Source organism: Clostridiales bacterium FE2011 (assembly GCA_017569305.1).
GTDB lineage: Bacteria > Bacillota > Clostridia > Christensenellales > Aristaeellaceae > Aristaeella.
Genome location: CP069418.1, coordinates 3,091,069 through 3,113,984 on the forward strand (window position 1 = coordinate 3,091,069; position 22,916 = coordinate 3,113,984).

A 22,916-nucleotide genomic window follows, 5' to 3' on the forward strand; every position below is an offset into this window, starting at 1 on the left:
GAATTCGTGTCAGAATTGCCACGTTTGAGGAGGAAACAATATGAATCTGGTCAAGTGCCCCCGCTGCGACCTGAACTACATCCGGGAGGATGAAAAGTACTGCAAGGTTTGCCTGCAGGAGATGAAAGGGGAGTCCCGCTCCGAAGAGATTGAACTGTGCAGCATCTGCAATGAGGAACCGTGCCTGCCCGGAAAAGATGTATGCCTGTTCTGCCTGCGGGAAATGAACAAGAGCAACAGCGCCGATGATACCGATAACGGAACGGAAACGGAAAACGTTGATACCTCCACCATCGGTGATATGGATGCTGTCAGCGGTATGGATGAAATCATTCCCGACGTGGAAGAGGAAGAAACGGACGAATTCGGAGAAATTGACCAGGAACTGAGCCTGGAGGACGTCCGGGAAGATGAAGAAAGAGATGCGGACGACGACGCGGAGGAAGAAGAAAGCTGATTTCTGCCCGTCCGTGACACAGTTAAAGGAGTAAGCATGCGCCTGTTTGCCATTGGAGACCTGCACCTGCCCGGGGGAGACGATAAACCCATGGACGTGTTTGGTCCCCAGTGGGACAGGCATTTTTTGCGCATACAGGAAAACTGGCAGAAGCTGATTGAAGATGAGGATACCGTACTGATTCCGGGGGATATCAGCTGGGCGATGCAGCTTGAGGATGCCAGAGCAGATCTGGAAGCAATCGGCAGTTTGCCGGGCAGAAAGATAATCTGTAAAGGGAATCACGACTACTGGTGGAATTCCATCAGCCGTGTACGTTCTATCCTGCCTCCCTCGATAACCGCGGTGCAGCACAGCGCGGCTGACCTGGGAGAAGTGGTGGCCTGCGGTACAAGGGGATGGCTGATTCCGACAAAGGAAACACCCCTTGACGCGCAGAATGAGAAAATTTTCCTGCGCGAGGCAGAGAGGCTTCGCCTGGCCCTGGACGCCGCGAAGCATATGGCCGGCGAAAAGCCGCTGGTTGTCATGATGCATTATCCGCCGCTGCTGGAGGCAGAAACGGATACGCTTTTTACGTCAATACTGGAGGAATACCGGGTACATACAGTGGTATACGGCCATCTGCACGGAGCCGGGATACAGATTGGATATAACGGTGAGCACAACGGAATCAGATACCATCTGGTTTCCTGTGACAGCATCGGATTCTGTCCGAAAGAAATCCTCCTATAAAAAAATATTAATTTTTTAGTACATATTTTTCCCGGGACCGGGCTCCAAAATGGAGCTCGGTCCTTTTTTTATACCAAATATTGTTGGAATGAAAAAGTACTGGCACAATCACTTTATATATATTACAAAATGATTACAAAAAGATTACAAAAACACACATTAAAAACATTGAAACAATCTGATCAGGGGTTGCGGAGAATCAAAACTTGTGTTAAATTTGTGGGGAAAAAGGGAAGAGAATCCCAAAATCGAACATAAAAGTGGTAGAGAGGGGGAAAGCGTAGTGGATGATACCAAAAAATTGAACTCCGAAGAAAACGCTGAAACCCTTGAAAAGAAAGAAGAAAACCGTGTTAAGCGGTTTATAGGGTCTTTCAACCACAGCCTTGACAGCAAGGGACGCCTGGTGATTCCCCAGGGGTTCCGGGAAAAACTGGGTGACACATTCTGCATTGCTCCTTCTTTCGACTTTGAATCAGTAGCGATTTATCCGACGGAAAAGTGGGAGGAGAGGAACGAGACATATGAACGGCTGGGCAAGCTGAATCCGGCGCTGAACCGGTACCTTGAACAGTTTTACGCACTGAGTTTTGATGAACAGACCTGTGACGCACAAGGCAGGGTTCTCCTGCCGGCCAACATCAGGCAGAAAATCCTGCATGAAGAGCGGGATATGGAAATTACCGGAGCCAATGATCATGTACGCGTAGCCGCTGTTTCCGCCAGCGGAGACGCCTGGAACAAGTTTAAGGACGAATTGCCGCAGCTTCTGGAAATGATTGCAGGACTGGAAGCGCAGAAAGAATGAAAGAGGTGAGTATGGATGACTGAAATGACTGCCAGGGTCAGAAACAGGCTGCAGGACGGTATGATCAACTGGCAGGAGAAGCGGTTCCGTAAAGAGGATTTCCGTCAGCAGCAGGCAGACATACATCGGTCCAGAATGACATGTTCTGCCTCCCTCCCGTCATTCCACCAGACGCAGGACTGGACAGGCGGTATCGCTGTCTGCGGACGAAAGCCGGTGATAGAGGAAACGAAACCAGCGAGACGTGTGTTTTCTTCTGAAGGTATCCGGTGGGATGCAGCGCTGACTGCACTGATCATTGCGGGAGTACTGCTGATTGCCTTACTGCTTGCTGACATGGCGGCGATCGGAGCCACCGGACATACTGTCAACAAACTGAATGCTTCTATTGAAGAACTTGCATCTGAGAATGAATGGATCAGGGGAGAAATTGAACGGGGAAGCGACAGCGCAAGCGTATGCTCTGAAGCTGTCAAACTGAACCTGATTTCATCAAAAGGCGCAAAGACCATCCGCCTGACAGCGCCGGTCAACGCGCAGATGACTGTTTCCACAGCAGCCCAGGCGGCAGAGAATGCCGAGCTGCAGATCAGAATGACTTCTTATGCGGGAGACTGAATCAGTCGGTCTCCCATTTCGCATTTCCGCCGAGTGGAAAAGAAAGCGGTTTTGTGGTAATCTTATAGCAGGCTGAACCGGCCGGAAATGAAAGGTGGACAAACATGAAACTGTGGGAATTACTGACGGAGCTTCCCTACGTGGAAGAAACCCGCGGCAATATGAATACGGAAATACGGGAACTGACATCTTCCAGCAGGGACAAGACAGACGCCGGACTGTTTTTCTGTATCGTCGGCGCGCGCTTTGACGCTCATGATTACGCATGGGAAGCGGTGGAAAACGGCTGCGTTGCCCTGATCGTTGAGCATTTTGTGGAAATGGATGTTCCGCAGGTTCTGGTAAACAACGGCCGTGCCGCGATGGCCCGCATTGCAGAGGCTTTTTACGGACATCCGTCCCGGCAGATGCGCATGATCGGCATCACGGGCACAAAGGGAAAGACCACGACCACATACCTTCTGCAGAGCATCTGCGAAAAAGCGGGCCTGAAGTGCGGTATTATCGGATCCACCGGCACTGTGGTTGAAGAACAGCATCTGGACAGCAAACTGACCACGCCCGATCCCATTGAGCTGCAGAAGATGCTGCGGATGATGGCGGATGAAGGCGTGAAGGTTGTGTGCATGGAAGTATCTGCGCATGCAATTGATATGAACCGCCTTGACGGCATGACTTTTGAGGTGGGCTGCTACACAAACCTGAGCCAGGATCACCTGGACTACTTCTATACCATGGAACGGTATTTTGAAACCAAGAAGCAGTTCTTTACCAGCGGAATGGTTAAGAATGCCGCCATGAACGCGGATGACGAGACGTCTGCAAAGTTGAAGGACGGTATCTGCTGTCCCTTTATTACGTACGGAATCTGCGTGGATGCAGACGTTTTTGCCCGCGACATCGAAATTACCGAAGAAGGAGCCAAATTCAACGTACAGCTCCACGGAATGAACCAGATTGCCATCCGGATGCGGATGACCGGTATGTTTAACGTTTACAACGCGCTGGCTGCCACCAGCTGCGCGCTGATTATGGGAATCGCGCCCGAAAAGATCAAGGCGGGCCTGGAAGCGGTAACACGCGTGCCCGGACGGATTGAAGTGCTGCAGACAGATACACCTTACAAAGTGATCCTGGACTACAGCCATTCTCCGGATGCACTGGAAAATATCCTGAAGACTGTCCGCCAGTTTGCACGGAACCGTGTGATTGCATTGTTCGGCTGCGGCGGCGACAGGGATAAGGGCAAGCGCCCCATGATGGGTGAGATCGGCGGACGGCTGGCAGATTATTGTATCCTGACTTCGGATAATCCCCGGACGGAAAACCCGATGGTTATTCTTGCAGCCATAGAAAAGGGAATCAAACCCACTGGAAAACCATATGAAGTGATTGAAAACCGCCGCGAGGCGATCAGGCACGCACTGCGTATGGCAGAAGAAGGAGACGTAATCGTGCTCGCGGGTAAGGGCCATGAGACCTATCAGGAGATCATGGGCATCAAGCGGCCGTTCGACGAAAAGGTGATCGTCAGCGATCTGCTGCTTGAAATGCAGAAGGAGCAGGATTAAGGTATGTATTACAGAATGATCGGAGCCGCCCTGATTGCGCTGGCTGCGGCACTCCTGATCGGACCGGGACTGATCCGATATCTGAAAAAACTGCATTTCGGCCAGACGATTTATGAACTTGGCCCCAGTCACCAGCAGAAGCAGGGAACGCCTGTAATGGGCGGCCTGATGATGGCGGCCGGTATTCTGCTGGGTTCCCTGGTTTTCCATCCCGCGGAATGGGAAGGGAAGTGGGATTTTATTTTCCCGCTGCTGGGAGTTTCTTTCCTGAGCATGGGCGTGGGCTTTGCGGATGATTATATCAAAGCCGTGAAGAAACGCCATGACGGACTGAATCCCTGGCAGAAGATTGCCGGACAGGTAATCGTTTCCCTGTTATTCAGCATATACTGCTATATTTCTCCAAAGGTTGGCAGCTCGATTATTATTCCTTTCATCGGGACGGAATGGAATCTGGGAATTTTCTATATTCCGCTGATGACGGTGCTCGTGATCTTTATCGTGAACAGCAGCAATCTCCAAGACGGCCTGGACGGCCTGCTCGGATCTGTGACAGCTGCAGGATCCTCCGCGTGGGCTGTAATCTGTGCAATCCTGATTCTGGCTGCAAGGCTGACGGGAAAAGGGGATGCCAACGGCGCTGCAACCATCGGCGTGTTTGCCATGAGCATGGCGGGCGCCTGCCTGGGCTTCCTGCGTTACAACCGCTATCCCGCAAGAACTTTCATGGGTGATACGGGCAGCATGCTGCTTGGCGGCGGCATGGTGTCCATCGCAATGCTGCTTCGCCAGCCCCTGCTGCTTGTGCTGATCTGCTTCTGCCCCATCATGAGCAGTGTGAGCGTGATAATGCAGCGTTACTATTACAAACTGACTCACGGGAAGCGTATTTTCCTGATGAGTCCGATCCATCATCATTTTGAGAAAAAAGGATATTCTGAGACTCGGATTGTGAGCATGTACACAGGCGTTACGCTGGTGCTGAGCCTGATTGCAGTACTTGCGGTCTGCCAGGCGTTCTGAGGAGTATCATTATGAATTACGAAAAGAAAAAAGTACTGGTGGTCGGTATGGCACGCAGCGGTGTTGCCGCTGCGCAGCTTCTGCGCGCATCCGGTGCGGAAGTGACCGTCAACGATTCAAAAACTGAAGAAGAACTCGGACAGCAGCTGAAGCCGCTGGAAGGGCTGCAGCTGGAACGCTGTTTCGGCTGCCCGGCCATGGATCTGCTCGAGGGAAAAGACTGCCTCGTTATCTCTCCCGGTATTCCGGATACTGCACCGTTTGTGGTGAAGGCAAAGGAAATGGGAATCTATGTGATCGGTGAGCTTGAACTTGCCGCGCAGCTGTCCCGGGGTACCCTGATTGCCGTGACCGGTACGAACGGAAAGACGACAACGGTATCCCTGCTGGGTGAGATTTTTGCCAACAGCGGCAAAGTAACCCATGTGGTGGGCAATATCGGTTATCCTTTCTCGCTGGCGTCACTGGTCAGCCGGAAGGAAGATATGATCGTCTGCGAGGTATCCTCATTCCAGATGGAGACGGCAGACACGTTCCATCCCCATGTGGCACTGCTGACCAATATTACAGAAGATCACCTGAACCGGCATGGCACCATGGAAGTGTATACCGCTATGAAAATGCGGATGTTCAAAAACCAGACCGCATCGGATTACGCAGTTTTCAACGCTGATGATCCGGGACTGGAAGGCCTGAGCAAGCAGGTAAAGAGCCGGGTACTTTTTTTCAGCCGGAAACAGGAAGTGAAGGAAGGCGCCTTCGTTCGCGACGGCCAGATCATGATCCGGATGGACGGAAATGAAAAAAAGATCTGCGGTACGGATGAAGTATTTATTCCGGGTCCGCATAACCTGGAGAACGCCCTGGGCGCTGTCTGTGTGGCTGCGGCGATGAATGTGCCTGTTCCGGTGATCCGGCACAGCCTGAAGACATTCCGCGGCGTGGAGCATCGGATTGAAACCGTACGCGAACTGGATGGCGTAGAATATATCAACGACAGCAAGGGAACCAACGTGGATTCCACCATCAAGGCGGTTCAGACAATGAGTCAGCCGACAGTCATTATACTGGGTGGGTATGACAAGCATACTTCCTTTGATCCGCTTTCCCGTGAGATCATCAACAGCCCCATGATCCGTCATGCCGTGCTGATTGGCGAAACCGCCGGACTGATCCGGAACAGCCTGGAAAGAGTCGGATTCAACCACCTGACAGACGCCGGATCCATGCGGGAAGCAGTAGAAACAGCCCGCGGCCTGGCGGATAAAGGCTGGTGCGTGCTGCTGAGCCCTGCCTGCGCCAGCTTTGACATGTTCAAAGACTATGAGGAACGCGGTCGGGTGTTTAAGGAGATCGTCAAGGAGTTGCAATAAACAGACCAGAGTCTGTTTGGAGCGATTGCGATCAACAGCATCGCATCGGAAACATTTCTGAGAAGGGGTTAAGGTGTACTGATGGACGGACAGAACGGCGGCTACAGGCCGAGAACCGCGGGTGAGCGGAGCGGAACAGCCGGCAGCGGAGATAACGGGGTCCGTGACTGGCAGCGCAACACCTGGTTCGGACCGGCTCCGGTAAACACCAATCCCTTTGATGAACCGGAAGACGCCCCTGAACTGAAAGCAAGCCGGTCTGAGAACGTCAATGAACATATCGGAGATTTCTGGAATGCTCCGGGTCAGACCAGCCAGAATACATCTCCCTTTCAACAACAGCAAACAGGAACAGGCGTACGCGTCAGGGTTCCTGAAAAGAAGACAGAAGGACGGCCGCGGATTATCCGTACGGCCGTAATTCTGCTATTGCTCGCAGCAGCGGTGATCCTTGTCCTTCGATATGCGGTATACAGTGTGAAGGAAATCCGGGTTATCGGTAATTCCATTATTTCCGCAGAAGAAATAATACGGGTCAGCGGTATCCATCGCGGCGACAGCATTATTATGCTTGATGAGAAGGCGGTGGAAAACCGGATCCAGTCGGACTACAGACTGCGTTTCGGATATATGGCCAGGGAACTTCCCAGTACGGTTATTATTTCCGTCAGGGAAAGGGAACCCTGCTGCTGGCTGACTTACTGCGGCATTCTGTATGTGATGGACAAAAACCGCATGGTACTGTATGAAAGTGAGAATCCGAACAACCGGCCTGCAGAACTTGTGGAGATCAAAGGACTGGAAGTCAGGTCCAATACACTGGTTGGCCAGTACGTCACATTGGGGAATGAGACGCAGCAGAGCATCTTTACCGAGCTGTTCCTGGAAATGAAAGTTTTAAGCTGCACAGATAAAATTGCCGAAGCGGATATCAGCAATACGAGTTCCATCCTGCTGACAACCAGAGATGGATTTACCGTGAGCATGGGAGACCGGAAAAACATACACGCGAAGCTCCGCAGCCTCCTGGTCGTCCAGGATGAACTGAAGAACAGGGGATATACGGGCGGCACAATCAATGTTTCCAATCCGGAAACCCCCATTTTTACGCCATAAGAGCAGTTTGGACTGAATACTGTAACCCGGCATGAAAAGCATTAAGCAAAATTGTTACAAAAATGCAGAAAAATGTAATAAAAATGTGCCAAACTCTTGCAATAGCAAGCTAAAGAAGGTATAATTCCTTAAGGTATACATTATTTTGAAGTAACTGACCGTGATCTGTTTCACGGATCCGGATAACAGGGGGCATGAGAAACCTATGAAAACAACGGTTGCAGCCATTGATTTCGGTACGAGCAAGATTGTTACGCTCGTTGCTGAAAACAGCGGCAGTCAGCGCTGTGACATCACCGCTGCCGGTGTGACAAAGTATGACGGTTATCTCGAAGAGGGATGGAACAATCCCGGTGCGCTGGATGAAGCGATCCGCCGCTCTATTGCGGACGCGGAAGAACAGTCCGGCAGCAAGATCAAGGAGATCAACGTCGGCGTTCCCGGTGCGTTTACCCACGTTTACGCCACAAAGGTTACAATCCCTCTGAAGGGAACGGATCCAAGGGTCACCGCGGCTGATGTCAAGGCTGCTTTCAGCAAGGCAGCTGAAAACCTGACCAACGTACCCGGCGTTGTGGTTCATTCCAGCCCCGCATGGTTTATGGTGGACAGCGGTAAAAAGACGCTGGAGCCTGTCGGAATGAAAGGCCGCGAAATGACAGCCTTTATCAGCTTTGCGGTAGGGAACAGATTCTTCATCGATGACGTGACCAACCGTATGGCAGATCTGGGTATCGTTGTTACCGGATTCTATTCCACCTCTGCCGGTGAAGCCATGCTTTACCTGAATGAGCAGGAACGCGATCACACTTCGGTGCTGATCGATATGGGATACCTGAACACAGAGATCATCGGTGTTGAGGGAGACGCCATCATCTATCACAAGGTGCTGGACGTCGGTGGCGGCAACCTGGCCGTGGCGCTGGCGGAAGAACTCGACATTTCCCTGAGCGCCGCAGAAGATATCAAGCGGAAATTTGTTTACGGTATCGAAACTTCCGGAGAAACCTACGAGGTTCCCGGGGCAGACGGACAGAAGGGTACAGTGTTTACACGGGAGCAGGTTAAACCTGTTCTCTGCACGGAACTTGATGATATCTGCGCGAAGATCAAAGAAGCCGTGGACGATGATTTCGGCGGACTGGGAAGCTGGTCCAATGTATTCCTGACCGGCGGCGGACTGAACTTCAACCGCGGCGGCAAGGAGTATCTTGCCGGCAGACTGGGACGGCCGGTACAGGAAACACCGCGCCGGACAACCAAACTGAACAGCCATTGTTTCTCAAGCGCTCTGGGACTGATGGATCTGATCATCGATACGATCGAACAGCAGCGTCAGCCGGCAGCCGGCGCAAGTGGCAAAATCAAAGACTTTTTCCGCAGTCTGTTGGGAGGTTAAGAGTATGATTGAATTCCAGAACGAAGAACAGAGCACTTTCGCATCAATTAAAGTGGTCGGATGCGGCGGCGGCGGAAACAATGCTGTCAACCGCATGGTGAACGCCGGCCTGCGCGGGGTGGATTTCATCTCCGTGAATACAGACCGTCAGGCCCTGAGCCAGACAAACGCACAGGTTAAGATCCAGATCGGTGAAAAGCTGACCAAGGGTCTGGGCGCCGGCGCTATTCCTGAGGTGGGCCGCCGTGCTGCCGAGGAAAGCCGCGAAGAGATCGCTTCCGCCCTGAAAGGCGCGGACCTGGTGTTCATCACCGCCGGTATGGGCGGCGGCACCGGTACCGGTGCGGCTCCGATCGTTGCTGAGATTGCGCGGGACCTGGGAACGCTGACGATTGCGGTTGTGACCAAGCCCTTCAATTTCGAAGGCAAACAGCGGATGAAGAATGCGGAAGCCGGTATTGCTGAGCTGAAGCAGCATGTTGATACCCTGGTTGTGATCCCCAATGACCGCCTGCTCCAGGTGGTAAACAAGGGAACCACAATGATCGAAGCTTTCCAGATTGCGGACGACGTGCTGCGTCAGGGCATCCAGGGCATCAGTGACCTGATCGCTGTGCCTGCCATGATCAACCTGGACTTCGCCGATGTGAAGACTGTTATGGAGTCCGGCGGTATGGCCCATATGGGTATTGGCACTGGAAGCGGCGAAAACAAGCTGGTCGAAGCAGCCAAGAACGCGATTTCTTCTCCGCTGCTTGAAACGAACATTGACGGCGCACGCGCTGTGCTGATCAACGTAACCGGCGGCGAAGATATCTCCATCGTGGATATCAACGAGGCAGCCAACCTGATTATGGAAGCGGCGGATCCCGACGCGAACATCATCTTCGGTGCGGGTATCGACGAAACCATGGGCGACGAGGTGCGCATCACCGTTATTGCCACCGGCTTCGAAAAAACGCCTTTCCCTGTAAAGGAACCGGCACGCAAGCCGCGTGAGATTGAGCATGAACGCCTGTTCGGTTCTTTCGGAACGAATTTCTCCAGAACCGAATCAACAGCAGCCCGGACATCCTTTGATACGCCGGCAGCTTCTCCCACCAGTCCCTTCTCTTCCGGAAACACCGGAGAGGTGCCGACCTTTATGAGCAGCAGCCGTCCCAGCATGGGTGTGCCCGGCATGGTGAATACCGGCTCCTTCCAGACCGGATTCAGCTATCAGCAGACGGCTCCGCAGCAGCCTGTGCAGGCAACACAGCCCTTCGCACCGATGGGACAGCCCGCGGGAGTGCCCCAGGCTACGGCGGCTTTCGGCACACAGCCTGCCAACTATCAGCCGCTGTTTAACAACAACGGACAGGTAACAGGCCAGACCGGAGCTTACCAGCCTGTACCCCAGAACCAGGCTATGGAAACAGACTCCCATGGAGTACCGAACTTCATGAAGCGGAAAAAGTAAGAACATACAACCGGCGGCGGATGAAGATCCGCCGCCTTTTTTATGCCATAAGAAAAGATGGCTGGAAAAAGTAACGGCGGTAGGATATAATATAATGTCAGAGTATATTGTTTCGGGAGGTCGCGTATGCGCAAAGGTTTTGTCTGGATTCTGGTGATTCTCATGCTGTTTTCCACGGCATGCGGTGAAAGTATGCAGAAAGCACCCGATTATATTATGGAAGGTTATGACGGAGACGTTAACTACCGCGTATGGGAAACCAATCTCTTCTTTGAGCGGATGCAGGAGAAAACCGGCATTTCTTTCCAATATACACAGTACAGTGATTACGATAAGTGGACGCAGCGCAAGGAAGAACTGCAGGCAAACGACAATCTTCCGGACGTTCTTTTCAAGGCGGAACTGAGTGCCTCTGAGGTCAGGGATCTTTACCAGTCTGGCCGGATCATCGATCTTGCACCTTATCTGGAACAGTACGCGCCGGATCTGTGGAAGCTCCTGGAAGAACATCCTGACTGGAAAAAAGCAATTATAGTGTCGGATGGCGCAATCCCTGCGCTGCCTGCAATCAATACGCTGCAAAATAACGACGCCATGTGGATTAATACGGCATGGCTGAAGAAACTGAAGCTGGACGCTCCCACAACAGCTGATGAGCTGACGGAAGTGCTCAGGGCTTTCAAAACAGGAGATCCCAACGGAAACTATCAGCAGGATGAGATCCCGCTGGGCTTTGTCGGCATGTGGGAGCTTCGCTTCCTGGCGCACGCTTTCGGAATGATCGATAACGATTATTACATCAGTGAAAAAGACGGTATCGTTTCTTCCTCTCTGACCTCGGAAGAGAACAGGGCATTCCTGACCTGGCTGCATCAGCTGTGGGAAGAGGGACTGCTGGATTCGACAGGTTTTTCGACCAACGATAACCTCCGGCAGATCACAGACGAGAATAAGGCGATTCCGTACGGCGTGCTGCTTTCCACTACTCCGCTGACCATTCTGCCCCAGAAAGCGCTGGAACAGTATGCGCTGCTGGAACCGCTGAGCTATAATGGAACAAAGATCTACCGGGATTTTGCCGGAGACCTGGTAAGAGGCACTTTTGCCATCACCTCTGCATGCAAGGAGCCGGAGAAACTGGTTGCCTGGGTGAATACCCTTTATACACAGGAAGGCAGCCTGATGGCTTACTACGGCCTTGAAGGGGAAGAGTACATCTGGAATGAAAACGGGCTGTGGGAGTGGAACTATCCGCTGCAGACCGTGGCTGACGAGATCCTTCCGACGCATACCATCAGCGAGGGCGGAACCGCGCCCTCCTGGGTGGACGCCGGCTTCCAGACGAAATATATGGATGAGGCTACCCGGAACGTTGTGGAGTCTCTGCAGACATTGAAACAGTACAGCGTTATTCCTTACCCGCCTGTGACGCTGAGCGCAGAAGACGAGGCGAGGGTCACAGAGATCCAGGACGGCCTGTCCCGCTATGCTGAAAAGGCGATGGCCTGCTTTGTGACAGGCGATACGGAAATGACCGATGAAAACTGGGAAGAGTTCTGCAGAACAGTAGAGGAAAAGGGTCTGCAGGAAATGATTGGAATCTGGCAGAAGGCCATTCAATAAACGGAGGTGATCCGGATGGGATACACAGAGGACAGGATCAGGAAACTGCTTTCAGATAGCGTACAGGATCAGCTCCGGTATCTGTACGGTTCAGACCGAAAAATAATTGAAACGCAGACACAGCGTTATGCCGGTCTGCTCAGCCGCTTTACGGCTATTTTCGGGGAGCGCGAAAATGTGCAGCTGATCAGTGCGCCCGGAAGAACGGAAATCGGCGGCAATCATACGGATCATAACCACGGCAGGGTGCTCGCGGCATCTGTGAACCTGGATGCGCTGTGTGCTGTCAGTCCCCGGGACGACATGAAGGTGCGTTTTCACAGCGAAGGATATGACGCCATTGAGATGGACCTGACGGACCTGTCTGTGATTCCTGAAGAAAAAGGGACGACACGGGCACTGATCCGGGGTGTGGCTGCCGGTATGAAGAAGGCAGGGTACAGAATCGGCGGCTTTGACGCTGCTGTGACATCCACAGTGGCAGGCGGCAGCGGCCTGAGCAGTTCAGCGGCCCTGGAAGTGATGCTTACCGGAGTACTGGACAGCCTGTACAACGCTTTTGAGATGCCCTATGTGCTTCGTGCGCAGATCAGCAAGCAGGCAGAAAACGAATATTTCGGGAAACCTTCCGGATTGCTGGATCAGATGGCCAGCGCGGCAGGCGGACTGGTGACCGTCGACTTCCGGGATACAGATCATCCGGAAGTGGAGGCGATTTCCTATGATTTCGCCAAGAAGGGTTATTCACTCGTTGTTGTAGCCACAGGCGGATCACATGCAAACCTGACAGATCAGTATGCGGCGATTCCGGCGGAGATGAAGAGCGTGGCGGAATGTTTCGGCCAGCCGGTACTGCGCGGTCTGACCGGAGAACAGATCATGGAGAAGATCAGTGACCTGCGTACCAAAGTCAGCGACCGGGCGCTTCTGCGGGCTTTCCATTTCATCCAGGAAGACGAGCGTGTGCCGGAGCAGGTAGCTGCCCTGAAGAAAGACCGGATCGGAGATTTCCTGCAGCTGATCATTGACAGCGGACGGTCCAGCTATATGTACCTGCAGAATATCTACGCAGATCCTGCGGACCAGAGCCTGAGCCTTGCCCTGTGCATGGCAGAAGATATGCTTCGCGGCAAAGGCGCATGGCGGATTCATGGCGGCGGATTCGCGGGAACGACGCTGAACTTTGTTCCGTTGGAAAAGGTGGAACAATTTGTAGAGACGATGAACAGTGCATTCGGGAAAGACGCATGCAGTGTGTTGAATATTCGCCCTGTCGGCACAGCAAGAATCGATTTTTAATCGATTCAATGAATACTGAAAACTGAAGACTGAAGAATGAATAATGATAGTTGGATTGACGGAATGAACACAGTGATAACAAACAGTGCGGCAGAAACCAGAGCACTGGGAAAGCGGCTGGCTGAGCAACTGAAAGCAGGAGACGTGATCCTGCTGGAGGGAGACCTGGGAGCCGGGAAAAGCGAGTTCGCCCGGGGCGTGGCAAAAGGGCTGGGAGTGACGGAGACCGTCACCAGCCCCAGCTTTACAATCCTGAACGTTTACGAGAGCGGAAAGCTGCCGCTGTATCACTTTGACTGGTACCGGCTGGAAAGCTCGGAAGAGCTGTATGAACTCGGGATGGATGAATATCTGGGAGGAAACGGGATCGCGCTGGTGGAATGGCCGGCACAGTGCCCGGACGCGGTGCCGGAGGAATGCCTACGGATCCGGATAACAGCAACAGGAGAAAACAGCCGCCAGATTGAAACGGAACCCTGCGGCGGTTTCAGGATGATTACGCTGGAATGAGGCGGGATAATGAAAATACTGGTAATTGATACATCAGGTCCTGTGTGCGGTACAGCCGTCATGGACGAAGAAAAGGTATACAGTGAGTTTACGGCTCAGAATAAAAACACTCATTCCGCCAGCCTGATGCCGATGATTGAGGCTGCGCTGAACGCGGCGGGAAAAGAAATCGGCGAGCTGGACGCCGTGGCTGCGGTGACAGGCCCCGGAAGCTTTACAGGCGTCCGCATCGGCGTGGCTACCGCAAAGGGACTGGCGCACGGGGCAGGACTGCCCTGCATTCCTGTGGACGCGCTGGAAGCGCTGAGTGAATCGGCCGGAGAATTTGACGGTATTGTGTGCCCGATCCAGGACGCGCGTGCCGGGCAGGTATACGGGGCGGCTTTCCGGAAAGGGGAAAGGCTGACCGGAGACGCACCGATGAAGCTGGAGGAATACCTGGATACAGTGGAAGCGCTGGGGGAACGTTTCCTTTTCATCGGCGACGGGGCACCTGTCCACAAGCAGGCGATTACGGCACGGCTTGGTGACAGGGCTGAGTTCGCACCTGCTTTCCGCGGTTATCTGCGTCCGTCCGCCGCCGGCTCCATTGCGCTCCGAAAGGGCGGGGAGACTGATTACCTGGGCCTGCAGGCCACATATCTGCGTCCGCCGAATGCCCAGAAAAACAAAAAGCTGCTGGAGGCCATGGGGCATGAGTGAACCGGTGATCCGTTTCATGCGGCTGAAGGACGTGGACCAGGTCGCTGAAATAGAGCAGGCCACCTTCGCGCGGCCCTGGAGCAGGGAAAGCTTCCGGCAGGAGGTGACCCGGAACGCGGTTGCCAGGTATCTGGTGGCGGAAGAGGACGGAAAAATCCTCGGTTATGCCGGGGCATGGATTATTCTCGATGAAAGCCATATTACCAACATTGCAGTGAGGGAAGAGGCAAGAGGCAGGGGAATCGGTAAAAAGCTGACAGCTGAGCTGCTTCAGGTTCTTTCCAATCTGGGTGCCTCCTATGCCACGCTGGAGGTGCGGGTGAGCAATCTCCGGGCGCAGAATCTTTACAAAAGCCTTGGATTTGTTTCTGTCGGGAAGCGGAAGCGGTATTACGAGGATAATAACGAGGATGCTTTCCTGATGGTTTGTGAACATATGCCGGAAGTGGATCCGGATTATACTGAAGAACCCTGGATTGAAAAGGAGGATGAGCAATGAGCCGTGTGTTTCTGACTGTGCTGGATGCTGTAGGTACCGGTGAAGCCCCTGATGCCGCCGATTACGGCGATGTGGGTGCCAATACGCTGGGACATGTGATTGCTGCCTGCAACCCGAAACTGCCGAACATGGCAGAGATGGGCCTCGGACGGATCCCCGGAACCGGATACGCCTGGGACGGACCTGTGAAGGGAGCCTATGGCCGGGGAAGGGAAGTCAGCAAGGGCAAGGATACGACCTCGGGACACTGGGAAATTGCCGGTGTCCAGGTCAAAACCGCTTTCCCCACATTCCCGGAAGGCTTTCCGGCATCCTTTATGGAAGCGTACGAGAAAGCTATCGGTTATAAATGCATCGGAAACAAGACGGCTTCCGGAACGGTGATCCTTGAGGAACTGGGAGAGGAACACCTGAAAAACCATACGCCGATTGTTTACACAAGCGCGGACAGCGTGTTCCAGATTGCCTGCCATGAGGAGCTTTTCCCACCGGAAAAACTCTACGAGTTCTGCCGGATTGCCCGGGAGATGCTCCAGGGTGAACTGGGAGTGGGCCGGGTGATTGCACGGCCTTTTGTCGGACAGCCCGGCAGCTTTAAACGGACCGGCAACCGCCGCGACTTTTCCCTGCCGCCCTGCGGCAGGACGCTTGCTGACGCCGTGAAGGAAGCGGGTATGGAAAGCATCGGTGTGGGCAAAATTGAGGACATCCTGGCCCACCAGGGACTGACAAAGAGCGATCATGCCGCCGGAAACCCGGCCTGCATGGACGCACTGATCCGGTTCATGAAAACCGACTTTGACGGTCTGTGCTTTACCAACCTGGTGGATACAGACTCTGTATACGGACACAGGAACGATCCTGTGGGCTTCGCGGGGGCACTGGAGGCATTTGACGCCAGACTGCCGGAAATGAAATCATTGCTCCATCCCGGGGATCTGATGATCATTACCGCGGATCACGGCTGCGATCCCTGCTTCCTCCAGTCCACGGACCATACCCGGGAATATATCCCGATCCTGGCGTGGACACCCGGCATGAACACCGCGGCAGACCTGGGCGTACGCAGCACTTTTGCGGACATCGGCGCGACCTGTGCCGAATGGCTGGGACTGCCGGACCGCTTCGGAGCGGAATCCTTCGCAAAGGCCCTGAAGGAATAAACACTGAATAATCAAAGGATAGGAATAGGTATGAATAAACTGAAAGCACTGCTGCCGGTTCTTCTGATTCTGCTTCTGCTGCTGGCCGTGGTTCCGGCGACAGCGGAAGAGGCAGAAAACCTGACTGGCGGACTGACCGTAAAGACTGTGGACAAGCCCGGGAAGATCAGCTGTATTACCGACGGTAAATACACCACTTTCTGGGAAAGCAGCAAGCAGAAGAATCCCTGGGTGATTCTTTCTTCCGACCAGCCGATCTACGGCCTGTATCTGTGCTTCCAGAAGATGCCGGATACCTATGTGATCCAGAAACAGAGCGGCGATGACTGGATTACCGTGGCAGAAGGCGGAACCCCCCATTATCACCATGCTTTCTTTGAACTGGACGGGGTAAAGAAAATCCGGATCCTGTCCACCATGGAAAAGAAAAACTCCATGGGTTTCAATGAAATCTATGCCTTTGGCAAAGGCGAAGTGCCGGACTGGGTTCAGCGCTGGGAAGATCCGGTGGAGAAGGCAGATCTGCTGGTGCTGGTTGCCCATCCGGATGATGAACTGCTGTTTACGGGCGGTGCCATTCCGGTTTACAACACGGAACAGGGAAGACAGGTTGAAGTAGCCTATCTGACATACAGCAACACCACCAGGCGCAGCGAAGCGCTGAACGGCCTGTGGGCCATGGGTGTGCGGCACTATCCCGTGTTCGGCGGTTTTGCGGACAACTATGCCAATACCGGCAAAGTGAAAGACGCCTACAAAAATGCCGGCGGCAAGGATAAAGTGCTGGACTGGGTAACGGAACTGTACCGGCGTTTCCGGCCGGAAGTGGTGGTTACCCACGCGGAGAACGGAGAATACGGCCATCCGCAGCATAAGATGGTTGTTGACGCTGCTGTGGAATGCTTTGAGCGGGCTGCAGATCCCATGAAATCCCCTGATTCCTACCAGGCTTTCGATACCTGGCAGGTGAAGAAACTGTACCTGCATCAGTATGGAGAAGAAGCAGAGCAGACTGTACTGGACTGGGATCAGCCGCTGAAGGCCTTTGACGGCAGAACCGGTGCCCAGATGGCGGCGGAAGCTTTTAAACTGCATGCCAGCCAGCAGGGCATGGGTTCCAAGATCAAAGGAAAATTCGTGGAGTTTACCGTGGAGGAAACCGGCGCGAAAATGTATCCTTACGATCATTTCGGCCTGCGCAGCACTACGGTCGGACCGGATGAAGCTAAAAATGATTTCCTGGAGCATATTGACACAGTTGATCTGACGCACGCGGAAAAGGTTCCGGCAGAAACAAAAGAGGACGAACCGGCTCGGGGCGAAACGGAAGAAGAGCCGGATACTGAAGAGCCGGACGAGGAAGAGATTCCGGAGGAACCTGAGACAGAGGAAACTGAAGAGCCTGAACAGGCAGAAGAGGCTGAAACAGAGAAGCCTTCCACAGGGACAGCCCAGGCATTTGCCGATGTGAAAGCCCCGGAATGGGCGAATGTGGAACTGAACAGCCGCGGCTTCCTGGACGAAGGAGAATATGTATACGCTGATGATGAGAACGGCCGGTACATCTACGTCAACCAGACCATCCGTGTTGTAATCAACCGGACGATTGAGGAGCCGGATCCGAAACATCCTTTCTACTGCTTCAAAGCACACATCTGGTGCGATACCAAGGCGGGTGAACTGCCGGTAACGGTATATAACAATCCGGAAAAGCCGAAGAGCGGCAAGGAGTTCATGCGCAACATCGCACTGAACAACAATGTGGTGTTTGCCACTACAACAGACTATTACATTTACCGCATCAAGCAGAAATACCCGACCGGCATCGAGGTCAGAAACGGGGAGGTCATCTTTGACGATCCCCATAAGCTGGAATACATCAAGGGAAGCATGCCGACCTATGAGACGCTGGCACTTTACGCGGACGGACACGGGGACAGCCTGCCCAATCCTGAAAAGAGCGCAGGACAATATGTTGAAGAAGGCGCAACACAGGTATATTCCTTCGGACCGTGCCTGGTGAAGAACGGCAAGCTGACGGAATATGCCCTGAACCTGACCAATACAAGCTATCATCCGCGGCTGGCAATCGGCGTTGTCGAGAACGGCCATTATGTGGTGGTCATGTGCGAAGGGCGGATCAAGCGTTCCAAGGGCGTTCAGATGGCTTATCTTGCGGAACTGATGATGCAGGAAGGCTGCACTATTGCCGTGAATATGGACGGCGGACAGAGCGCCGCGGTCGCTTTCATGGGACATCAGCTGAACCAGGTCTGGAGTTCCCAGCCCAACGGACGAGAACAGGCGGATATCCTCGCTTTCGGTACCTCCGGGCAGGTCGGTTCCTTCGAAATGGCTGATGAGTTTAAAACAAAGCGGAAGAAATAACGCAAATAATGCTTGACAGGCAAGGGCCGGAAGTGATATCTTATTTCAGTGCCGCTCGGGAGAGGTCTGTCCAAATGCGCATTGCGCAACCTCAGAATCCCGGCGAGATTGTAATCAGGAGGTGCTGTCCCATGTACGCTATTATTGCAGCGGGCGGCAGACAATACCGTGTATCCCAGGGCGATGTGATCTACATCGACAAAGTCAACCAGGAAGCTGATTCCAAGATTTCCTTCGATGTGCTGATGATCGGCGGCGAAGGCGACGTGAAAGTCGGCAATCCCACCATTGAAGGCGCTAAGGTCGAGGGCAAGGTCATTGCTCAGGTAAAGGGTGAAAAGATCACCGTTTACAAGTACAAGAGCAAGAAAGACACCAAGAGAAAGATCGGCCATCGTCAGCCCTACACCAAGGTGGAGATCACCGCGATCAACGCGTAATGATCACCGCAGTCCTGTACCGGGAAGGGGATAACCTGACCGGCTGCCGGCTTGAGGGTCACAGCGGCTGGGCGGAATCAGGCCGTGACATTGTGTGCGCGGCTGCTTCCATTCTCGGCTGTACCTGTGTGAACGCGCTGGAAAGCGTGTGCGGCGTTATCCCGGAGATTACCGAGTATAACGAAGACAAAGGTGTGCTCGCGTTTGAACTTCCGGAAACAACGGAAAAAGAAAATGCAGAAGCACAGATTGTGATGAAGACACTCAGGCAGGGACTGAAAGATCTTGCGGAAGCCTATCCGCAGAATGTGACATTTTCCATTAAAGAACGGAGGAAACAACAATGATGAAGCTTAATCTTCAACTGTTCGCTCATAAAAAAGGTATGGGCTCCACCCGTAACGGCCGCGACAGCGAGTCCAAGCGTCTTGGACCGAAGCGTGCCGACGGACAGATGGCGCTGGCCGGCAATATTCTCGTGCGTCAGCGCGGCACCCACATCCATCCCGGCCACAATGTAGGCATCGGCAAGGATGATACCCTGTTCGCCAAGACCACCGGTATCGTTCGGTTCGAGCGTCTGGGCAAGGATCGCAAGCAGGTCTCCGTATATCCCGTTGAGACCGCGGCCGAAGCTCAGTAATAACGGGCAAGATGAATCAGGGCTGTTGCGTCGCAACAGCCCTTTTAGTCAATTATGATGGAGGAATGAACCATGAGTGAGACCAAAAAGACGTTCTACATCACCACGCCGATCTATTATCCGTCCGGCAACATGACCATCGGCCACACCTATACCACTGTGGCGGCTGATACCATGACCCGGTTCAAGAAGATGCAGGGCTATGACACCTATTTCCTGACCGGTACGGACGAGCATGGCCAGAAGATCGAGAAGAAGGCGGCGGAAGCCGGCGTTACCCCGATCCAGTATGTGGACAAGATCGTCGCGGAGACGCAGGATCTCTGGAAGCTCATGGACATCCAGTATGATGACTTTATCCGCACCACCGAAGAACGTCATACCAAGGTTGTGCAGAAAATCTTCCGCCAGTTCTATGAGCAGGGGGACATCTATAAGGCTGAGTATGAGGGTATGTACTGCACTCCCTGCGAAAGTTTCTGGACGCCCACCCAGCTGGTGGAAAAGGACGGGGTGAAGGTCTGCCCCGACTGCGGACGTCCCTGCCAGCCCATGAAGGAAGAAAGCTATTTCTTCAAGATGAGCAAATACCAGGACTGGCTCATTGACTATATCGAAACCCATCCGGACTTTATCCAGCCTGCCAAGCGGGCAAACGAAATGCTGACCAATTTCCTGCGTCCAGGCCTTCAGGACCTGTGCGTGAGCCGTACCAGCGTCAAGTGGGGTGTTCCGGTGGATTTCGATGAGAAGCACACTGTGTACGTCTGGATTGACGCGCTGAGCAACTACATCACCGCGCTGGGATACGGCACGGATCATGATGAACTGTTCAGGAAGTACTGGCCGGCGGATATCCACCTGGTAGGTAAGGAAATTGTTCGTTTCCACACCATTTACTGGCCGATCATGCTGCATGCTCTGGGCCTGCCGCTGCCGAAGCAGGTATTCGGCCACGGCTGGCTGCTGTTCGGCGCGGACCGGATGAGCAAGTCAAAGGGCAATGTGGTCTATCCCGGCCCCATTGTGGCCCGTTACGGCGTGGATCCGCTCCGCTATTACCTGATGAGGGAAATGCCCTTCGGAGCGGACGGGAACTACACCAATGAATCCTTCCTGACCCGCATGAATGCGGACCTGGCGAACGACCTGGGCAACCTGGTCAGCCGGACCGTGGCGATGATCGAGAAGTATTTTGACGGCATCCTGCCCGCCTGGACAGACGCAGTGGACGCTGAACTGGATACCCCCCTGCAGGAGCACTGTGCCGCCCTGCCGAAACTGGTGGACGAGCAGATGGATAAACTGCAGTTCTCCCAGGCTCTGGCGGAAGTATGGAAAGTCATCGGCGAATGCAACAAGTATATTGACCTGACCCAGCCCTGGGTCCTGGGCAAGGATCCGGAGAAGAAGGACCGGCTGGCAAACGTGATGCTGACCCTGGCGGAATGCGTACGGTTTGCTGCTGTGCTGATCGGACCCTTCATGCCCTCTACACCCGCCCGCATCTTCGCTCAGCTGGGTGTTACGGATGACAGCCTGAAGACCTGGGACAGCCTGAAGGCCTTCGGACTGCTGCCTGCCGGTACCAAGGTGCAGAAGGGTGAAGCCCTGTTCCCGCGGATTGACGTGAACAAGGAACTGGAAGCCCTGGCCGGCGGCAAGGAAGAAAAGAAGGCTGCCAAAGCTGAGGAAAAGCAGCAGAAGAAGGAACAGAAGGCTGAAAAGAAGCACGAAGAACCGGAATATCCTGCTGAGATCGATATCAATGATTTCTTCAAGTGCAAGATCCAGGTGGCCCGCGTGCTGGCCTGTGAAAAGGTAGAGAAGAGCACCAAACTGCTGAAGTTCCGCCTGGGACTGGGCAAAGACGGAGAACGCACCGTGGTCAGCGGCATCCAGAAATGGTATGAGCCGGAAACCCTGGTAGGAACCCAGGTGGCGGTAATCACCAACCTCAAGCCTGCCAAGCTGGCCGGCATCGAAAGCCAGGGCATGATCCTGTCCGCCCTGGACGATAACGGCAACCTTAGGCTGGTCTCTGTCGGAGAAGGCGTTGAAGACGGCGCCCTGATCGGATGATGGAATGGTTTGACAGCCACTGCCATGTGGATGAAGAAGCCTTTGATGAAGACCGGGAAGAAGCACTTGCCCGTATGGCGGAGCACGGCATTACCCGGTACGCGGTGATAGGCTCCGATATGGAAACCTCCCGGCGGGCCATCCGGTTTGCCCGGGAACACGCGGGAGCCATCGCCGTCGGCGGTATCCACCCCCATGAAGCCAAGGGCTTCCGGGAGGAAGATCTCGCGGAGATGGCGGACTGGTACCGGAAGGGAAAGATCAAAGCCATCGGCGAGATCGGGCTGGACTTCTACTACGACCACAGCCCCAGGGGAATCCAGCGGGAAGTCTGCATTCGACAGATGGAGCTGGCATGGGAACTGAAAGCACCCGTGGCCTATCATATCCGGGATGCACATGCTGAAATGCTGGAAATCATGAAAGGCATGAAGGCAAAACTGACCGGCGGGATCATCCACTGCTTCTCCGGAAGTGCGGAAATCGCGAAAGAGTACCTGAAACTTGGGTACTACATCTCCTTTGCGGGCCCGCTGACCTTCAAAAAGGCACCGAAGCTGCAGGAAGCCTGCCGGATTGTTCCGCAGGACCGGCTGCTGATCGAAACCGACAGCCCCTACATGGCGCCGGAACCGGTCAGGGGACGGCGGAACGAACCGGCGAACGTCCGGTATGTCGGTATGAAGCTGGCGGAAATACGGGGAGAAAAACCCGAAGAAGTGGCGGAATATACGACAGAGAATGCGAAAAAAGTATACGGGCTTGAGTAATTAAAGAACGGTCTTCCCGGCAGAGAAGGCCGTTCTTTTTCGTCCGCAGGCGGACGAATGATATGTTTGCCTTTGGCAAACGTGATATATTGAGCCTTCGGCGAAAGTGATGATTAGCGTGAACAAGGCGCTATACGGGTGCGAAGAGATAAATAACTGGTTGAGTATATAAAACATTCGTCGAAGACGAATATATCACTTTTGCCGAAGGCAAAAATATCATATTGGGCGTCAGCCC

Annotated in this window: 22 protein-coding genes; all 22 read left to right on the forward strand. The window is 53.8% G+C overall.

Annotated features, from left to right (window positions below):
- Nucleotides 1-40 precede the first annotated feature (40 nt).
- The 22 genes from JRC49_13960 (at nt 41) to JRC49_14065 (ending at nt 22,678) form a co-directional block, all read left to right on the forward strand.
- Entirely contained in the window at nt 41-457 is a 417-nt protein-coding gene (locus JRC49_13960; protein QTE70877.1) for a hypothetical protein, read from the forward strand.
- 36 nt (nt 458-493) lie between these two features.
- On the forward strand, nt 494-1,192 hold the full coding sequence (locus JRC49_13965; protein ID QTE70878.1) for a metallophosphoesterase: 699 nt from the start codon (nt 494-496) through the stop codon (nt 1,190-1,192).
- Between the two features lie 283 nt (nt 1,193-1,475).
- Entirely contained in the window at nt 1,476-2,000 is a 525-nt protein-coding gene (locus JRC49_13970; protein ID QTE70879.1) for a hypothetical protein, read from the forward strand.
- Between the two features lie 15 nt (nt 2,001-2,015).
- Complete coding sequence (locus tag JRC49_13975) at nt 2,016-2,618, forward strand: hypothetical protein (GenBank protein ID QTE70880.1); 603 nt, start codon at nt 2,016-2,018, stop codon at nt 2,616-2,618.
- Between the two features lie 104 nt (nt 2,619-2,722).
- Nucleotides 2,723-4,189, forward strand: coding sequence for a UDP-N-acetylmuramoyl-L-alanyl-D-glutamate--2,6-diaminopimelate ligase (locus JRC49_13980; protein ID QTE70881.1), 1,467 nt, complete (start codon nt 2,723-2,725; stop codon nt 4,187-4,189).
- Nucleotides 4,190-4,192: 3 nt separating this feature from the next.
- Nucleotides 4,193-5,212 carry a phospho-N-acetylmuramoyl-pentapeptide-transferase gene (locus JRC49_13985; protein ID QTE70882.1) on the forward strand — a complete coding sequence of 340 codons (1,020 nt, stop codon included), beginning with the start codon at nt 4,193-4,195 and terminating at the stop codon, nt 5,210-5,212.
- Nucleotides 5,213-5,223: 11 nt separating this feature from the next.
- Complete coding sequence (locus tag JRC49_13990; protein ID QTE70883.1) at nt 5,224-6,585, forward strand: UDP-N-acetylmuramoyl-L-alanine--D-glutamate ligase; 1,362 nt, start codon at nt 5,224-5,226, stop codon at nt 6,583-6,585.
- Nucleotides 6,586-6,666: 81 nt separating this feature from the next.
- The gene (locus tag JRC49_13995; GenBank protein QTE70884.1) at nt 6,667-7,701 is read left to right on the forward strand and encodes an FtsQ-type POTRA domain-containing protein; all 1,035 of its coding nucleotides are present in this window, start codon (nt 6,667-6,669) and stop codon (nt 7,699-7,701) included.
- 205 nt (nt 7,702-7,906) lie between these two features.
- Complete coding sequence (locus JRC49_14000) at nt 7,907-9,100, forward strand: hypothetical protein (protein ID QTE70885.1); 1,194 nt, start codon at nt 7,907-7,909, stop codon at nt 9,098-9,100.
- A gap of 4 nt (nt 9,101-9,104) precedes the next feature.
- Nucleotides 9,105-10,559, forward strand: coding sequence for a cell division protein FtsZ (ftsZ, locus tag JRC49_14005; protein ID QTE70886.1), 1,455 nt, complete (start codon nt 9,105-9,107; stop codon nt 10,557-10,559).
- Nucleotides 10,560-10,685: 126 nt separating this feature from the next.
- Entirely contained in the window at nt 10,686-12,182 is a 1,497-nt protein-coding gene (locus tag JRC49_14010; protein QTE70887.1) for an extracellular solute-binding protein, read from the forward strand.
- 15 nt (nt 12,183-12,197) lie between these two features.
- Nucleotides 12,198-13,481, forward strand: a complete 1,284-nt coding sequence (locus tag JRC49_14015; GenBank protein ID QTE70888.1) for a galactokinase — start codon at nt 12,198-12,200, stop codon at nt 13,479-13,481.
- Nucleotides 13,482-13,544: 63 nt separating this feature from the next.
- Nucleotides 13,545-13,991: a tRNA (adenosine(37)-N6)-threonylcarbamoyltransferase complex ATPase subunit type 1 TsaE gene (tsaE, locus tag JRC49_14020; protein ID QTE70889.1), complete on the forward strand. Its 447-nt coding sequence runs from the start codon at nt 13,545-13,547 to the stop codon at nt 13,989-13,991.
- 9 nt (nt 13,992-14,000) lie between these two features.
- The gene (tsaB, locus tag JRC49_14025) at nt 14,001-14,693 is read left to right on the forward strand and encodes a tRNA (adenosine(37)-N6)-threonylcarbamoyltransferase complex dimerization subunit type 1 TsaB (GenBank protein QTE70890.1); all 693 of its coding nucleotides are present in this window, start codon (nt 14,001-14,003) and stop codon (nt 14,691-14,693) included.
- Nucleotides 14,686-15,192, forward strand: coding sequence for a ribosomal protein S18-alanine N-acetyltransferase (rimI, locus tag JRC49_14030; protein QTE70891.1), 507 nt, complete (start codon nt 14,686-14,688; stop codon nt 15,190-15,192). The genes tsaB and rimI overlap by 8 nt, the downstream gene beginning before the upstream one ends.
- The gene (locus JRC49_14035) at nt 15,189-16,355 is read left to right on the forward strand and encodes a phosphopentomutase (protein QTE70892.1); all 1,167 of its coding nucleotides are present in this window, start codon (nt 15,189-15,191) and stop codon (nt 16,353-16,355) included. The genes rimI and JRC49_14035 overlap by 4 nt, the downstream gene beginning before the upstream one ends.
- A 30-nt stretch (nt 16,356-16,385) precedes the next feature.
- Nucleotides 16,386-18,743, forward strand: a complete 2,358-nt coding sequence (locus tag JRC49_14040) for a phosphodiester glycosidase family protein (GenBank protein ID QTE70893.1) — start codon at nt 16,386-16,388, stop codon at nt 18,741-18,743.
- Nucleotides 18,744-18,874: 131 nt separating this feature from the next.
- On the forward strand, nt 18,875-19,183 hold the full coding sequence (gene rplU, locus JRC49_14045) for a 50S ribosomal protein L21 (GenBank protein QTE70894.1): 309 nt from the start codon (nt 18,875-18,877) through the stop codon (nt 19,181-19,183).
- Nucleotides 19,183-19,530: a ribosomal-processing cysteine protease Prp gene (locus tag JRC49_14050; GenBank protein ID QTE70895.1), complete on the forward strand. Its 348-nt coding sequence runs from the start codon at nt 19,183-19,185 to the stop codon at nt 19,528-19,530. The genes rplU and JRC49_14050 overlap by 1 nt, the downstream gene beginning before the upstream one ends.
- Nucleotides 19,527-19,826: a 50S ribosomal protein L27 gene (gene rpmA, locus JRC49_14055; GenBank protein QTE70896.1), complete on the forward strand. Its 300-nt coding sequence runs from the start codon at nt 19,527-19,529 to the stop codon at nt 19,824-19,826. Before JRC49_14050 ends, rpmA begins: the two co-directional genes overlap by 4 nt.
- A 72-nt stretch (nt 19,827-19,898) precedes the next feature.
- A complete protein-coding gene (gene metG, locus JRC49_14060) occupies nt 19,899-21,908 on the forward strand; it encodes a methionine--tRNA ligase (protein QTE70897.1) in 2,010 nt (669 codons plus the stop codon).
- Complete coding sequence (locus tag JRC49_14065; protein QTE70898.1) at nt 21,908-22,678, forward strand: TatD family hydrolase; 771 nt, start codon at nt 21,908-21,910, stop codon at nt 22,676-22,678. The genes metG and JRC49_14065 overlap by 1 nt, the downstream gene beginning before the upstream one ends.
- The last annotated feature ends 238 nt before the right edge of the window (nt 22,679-22,916 follow it).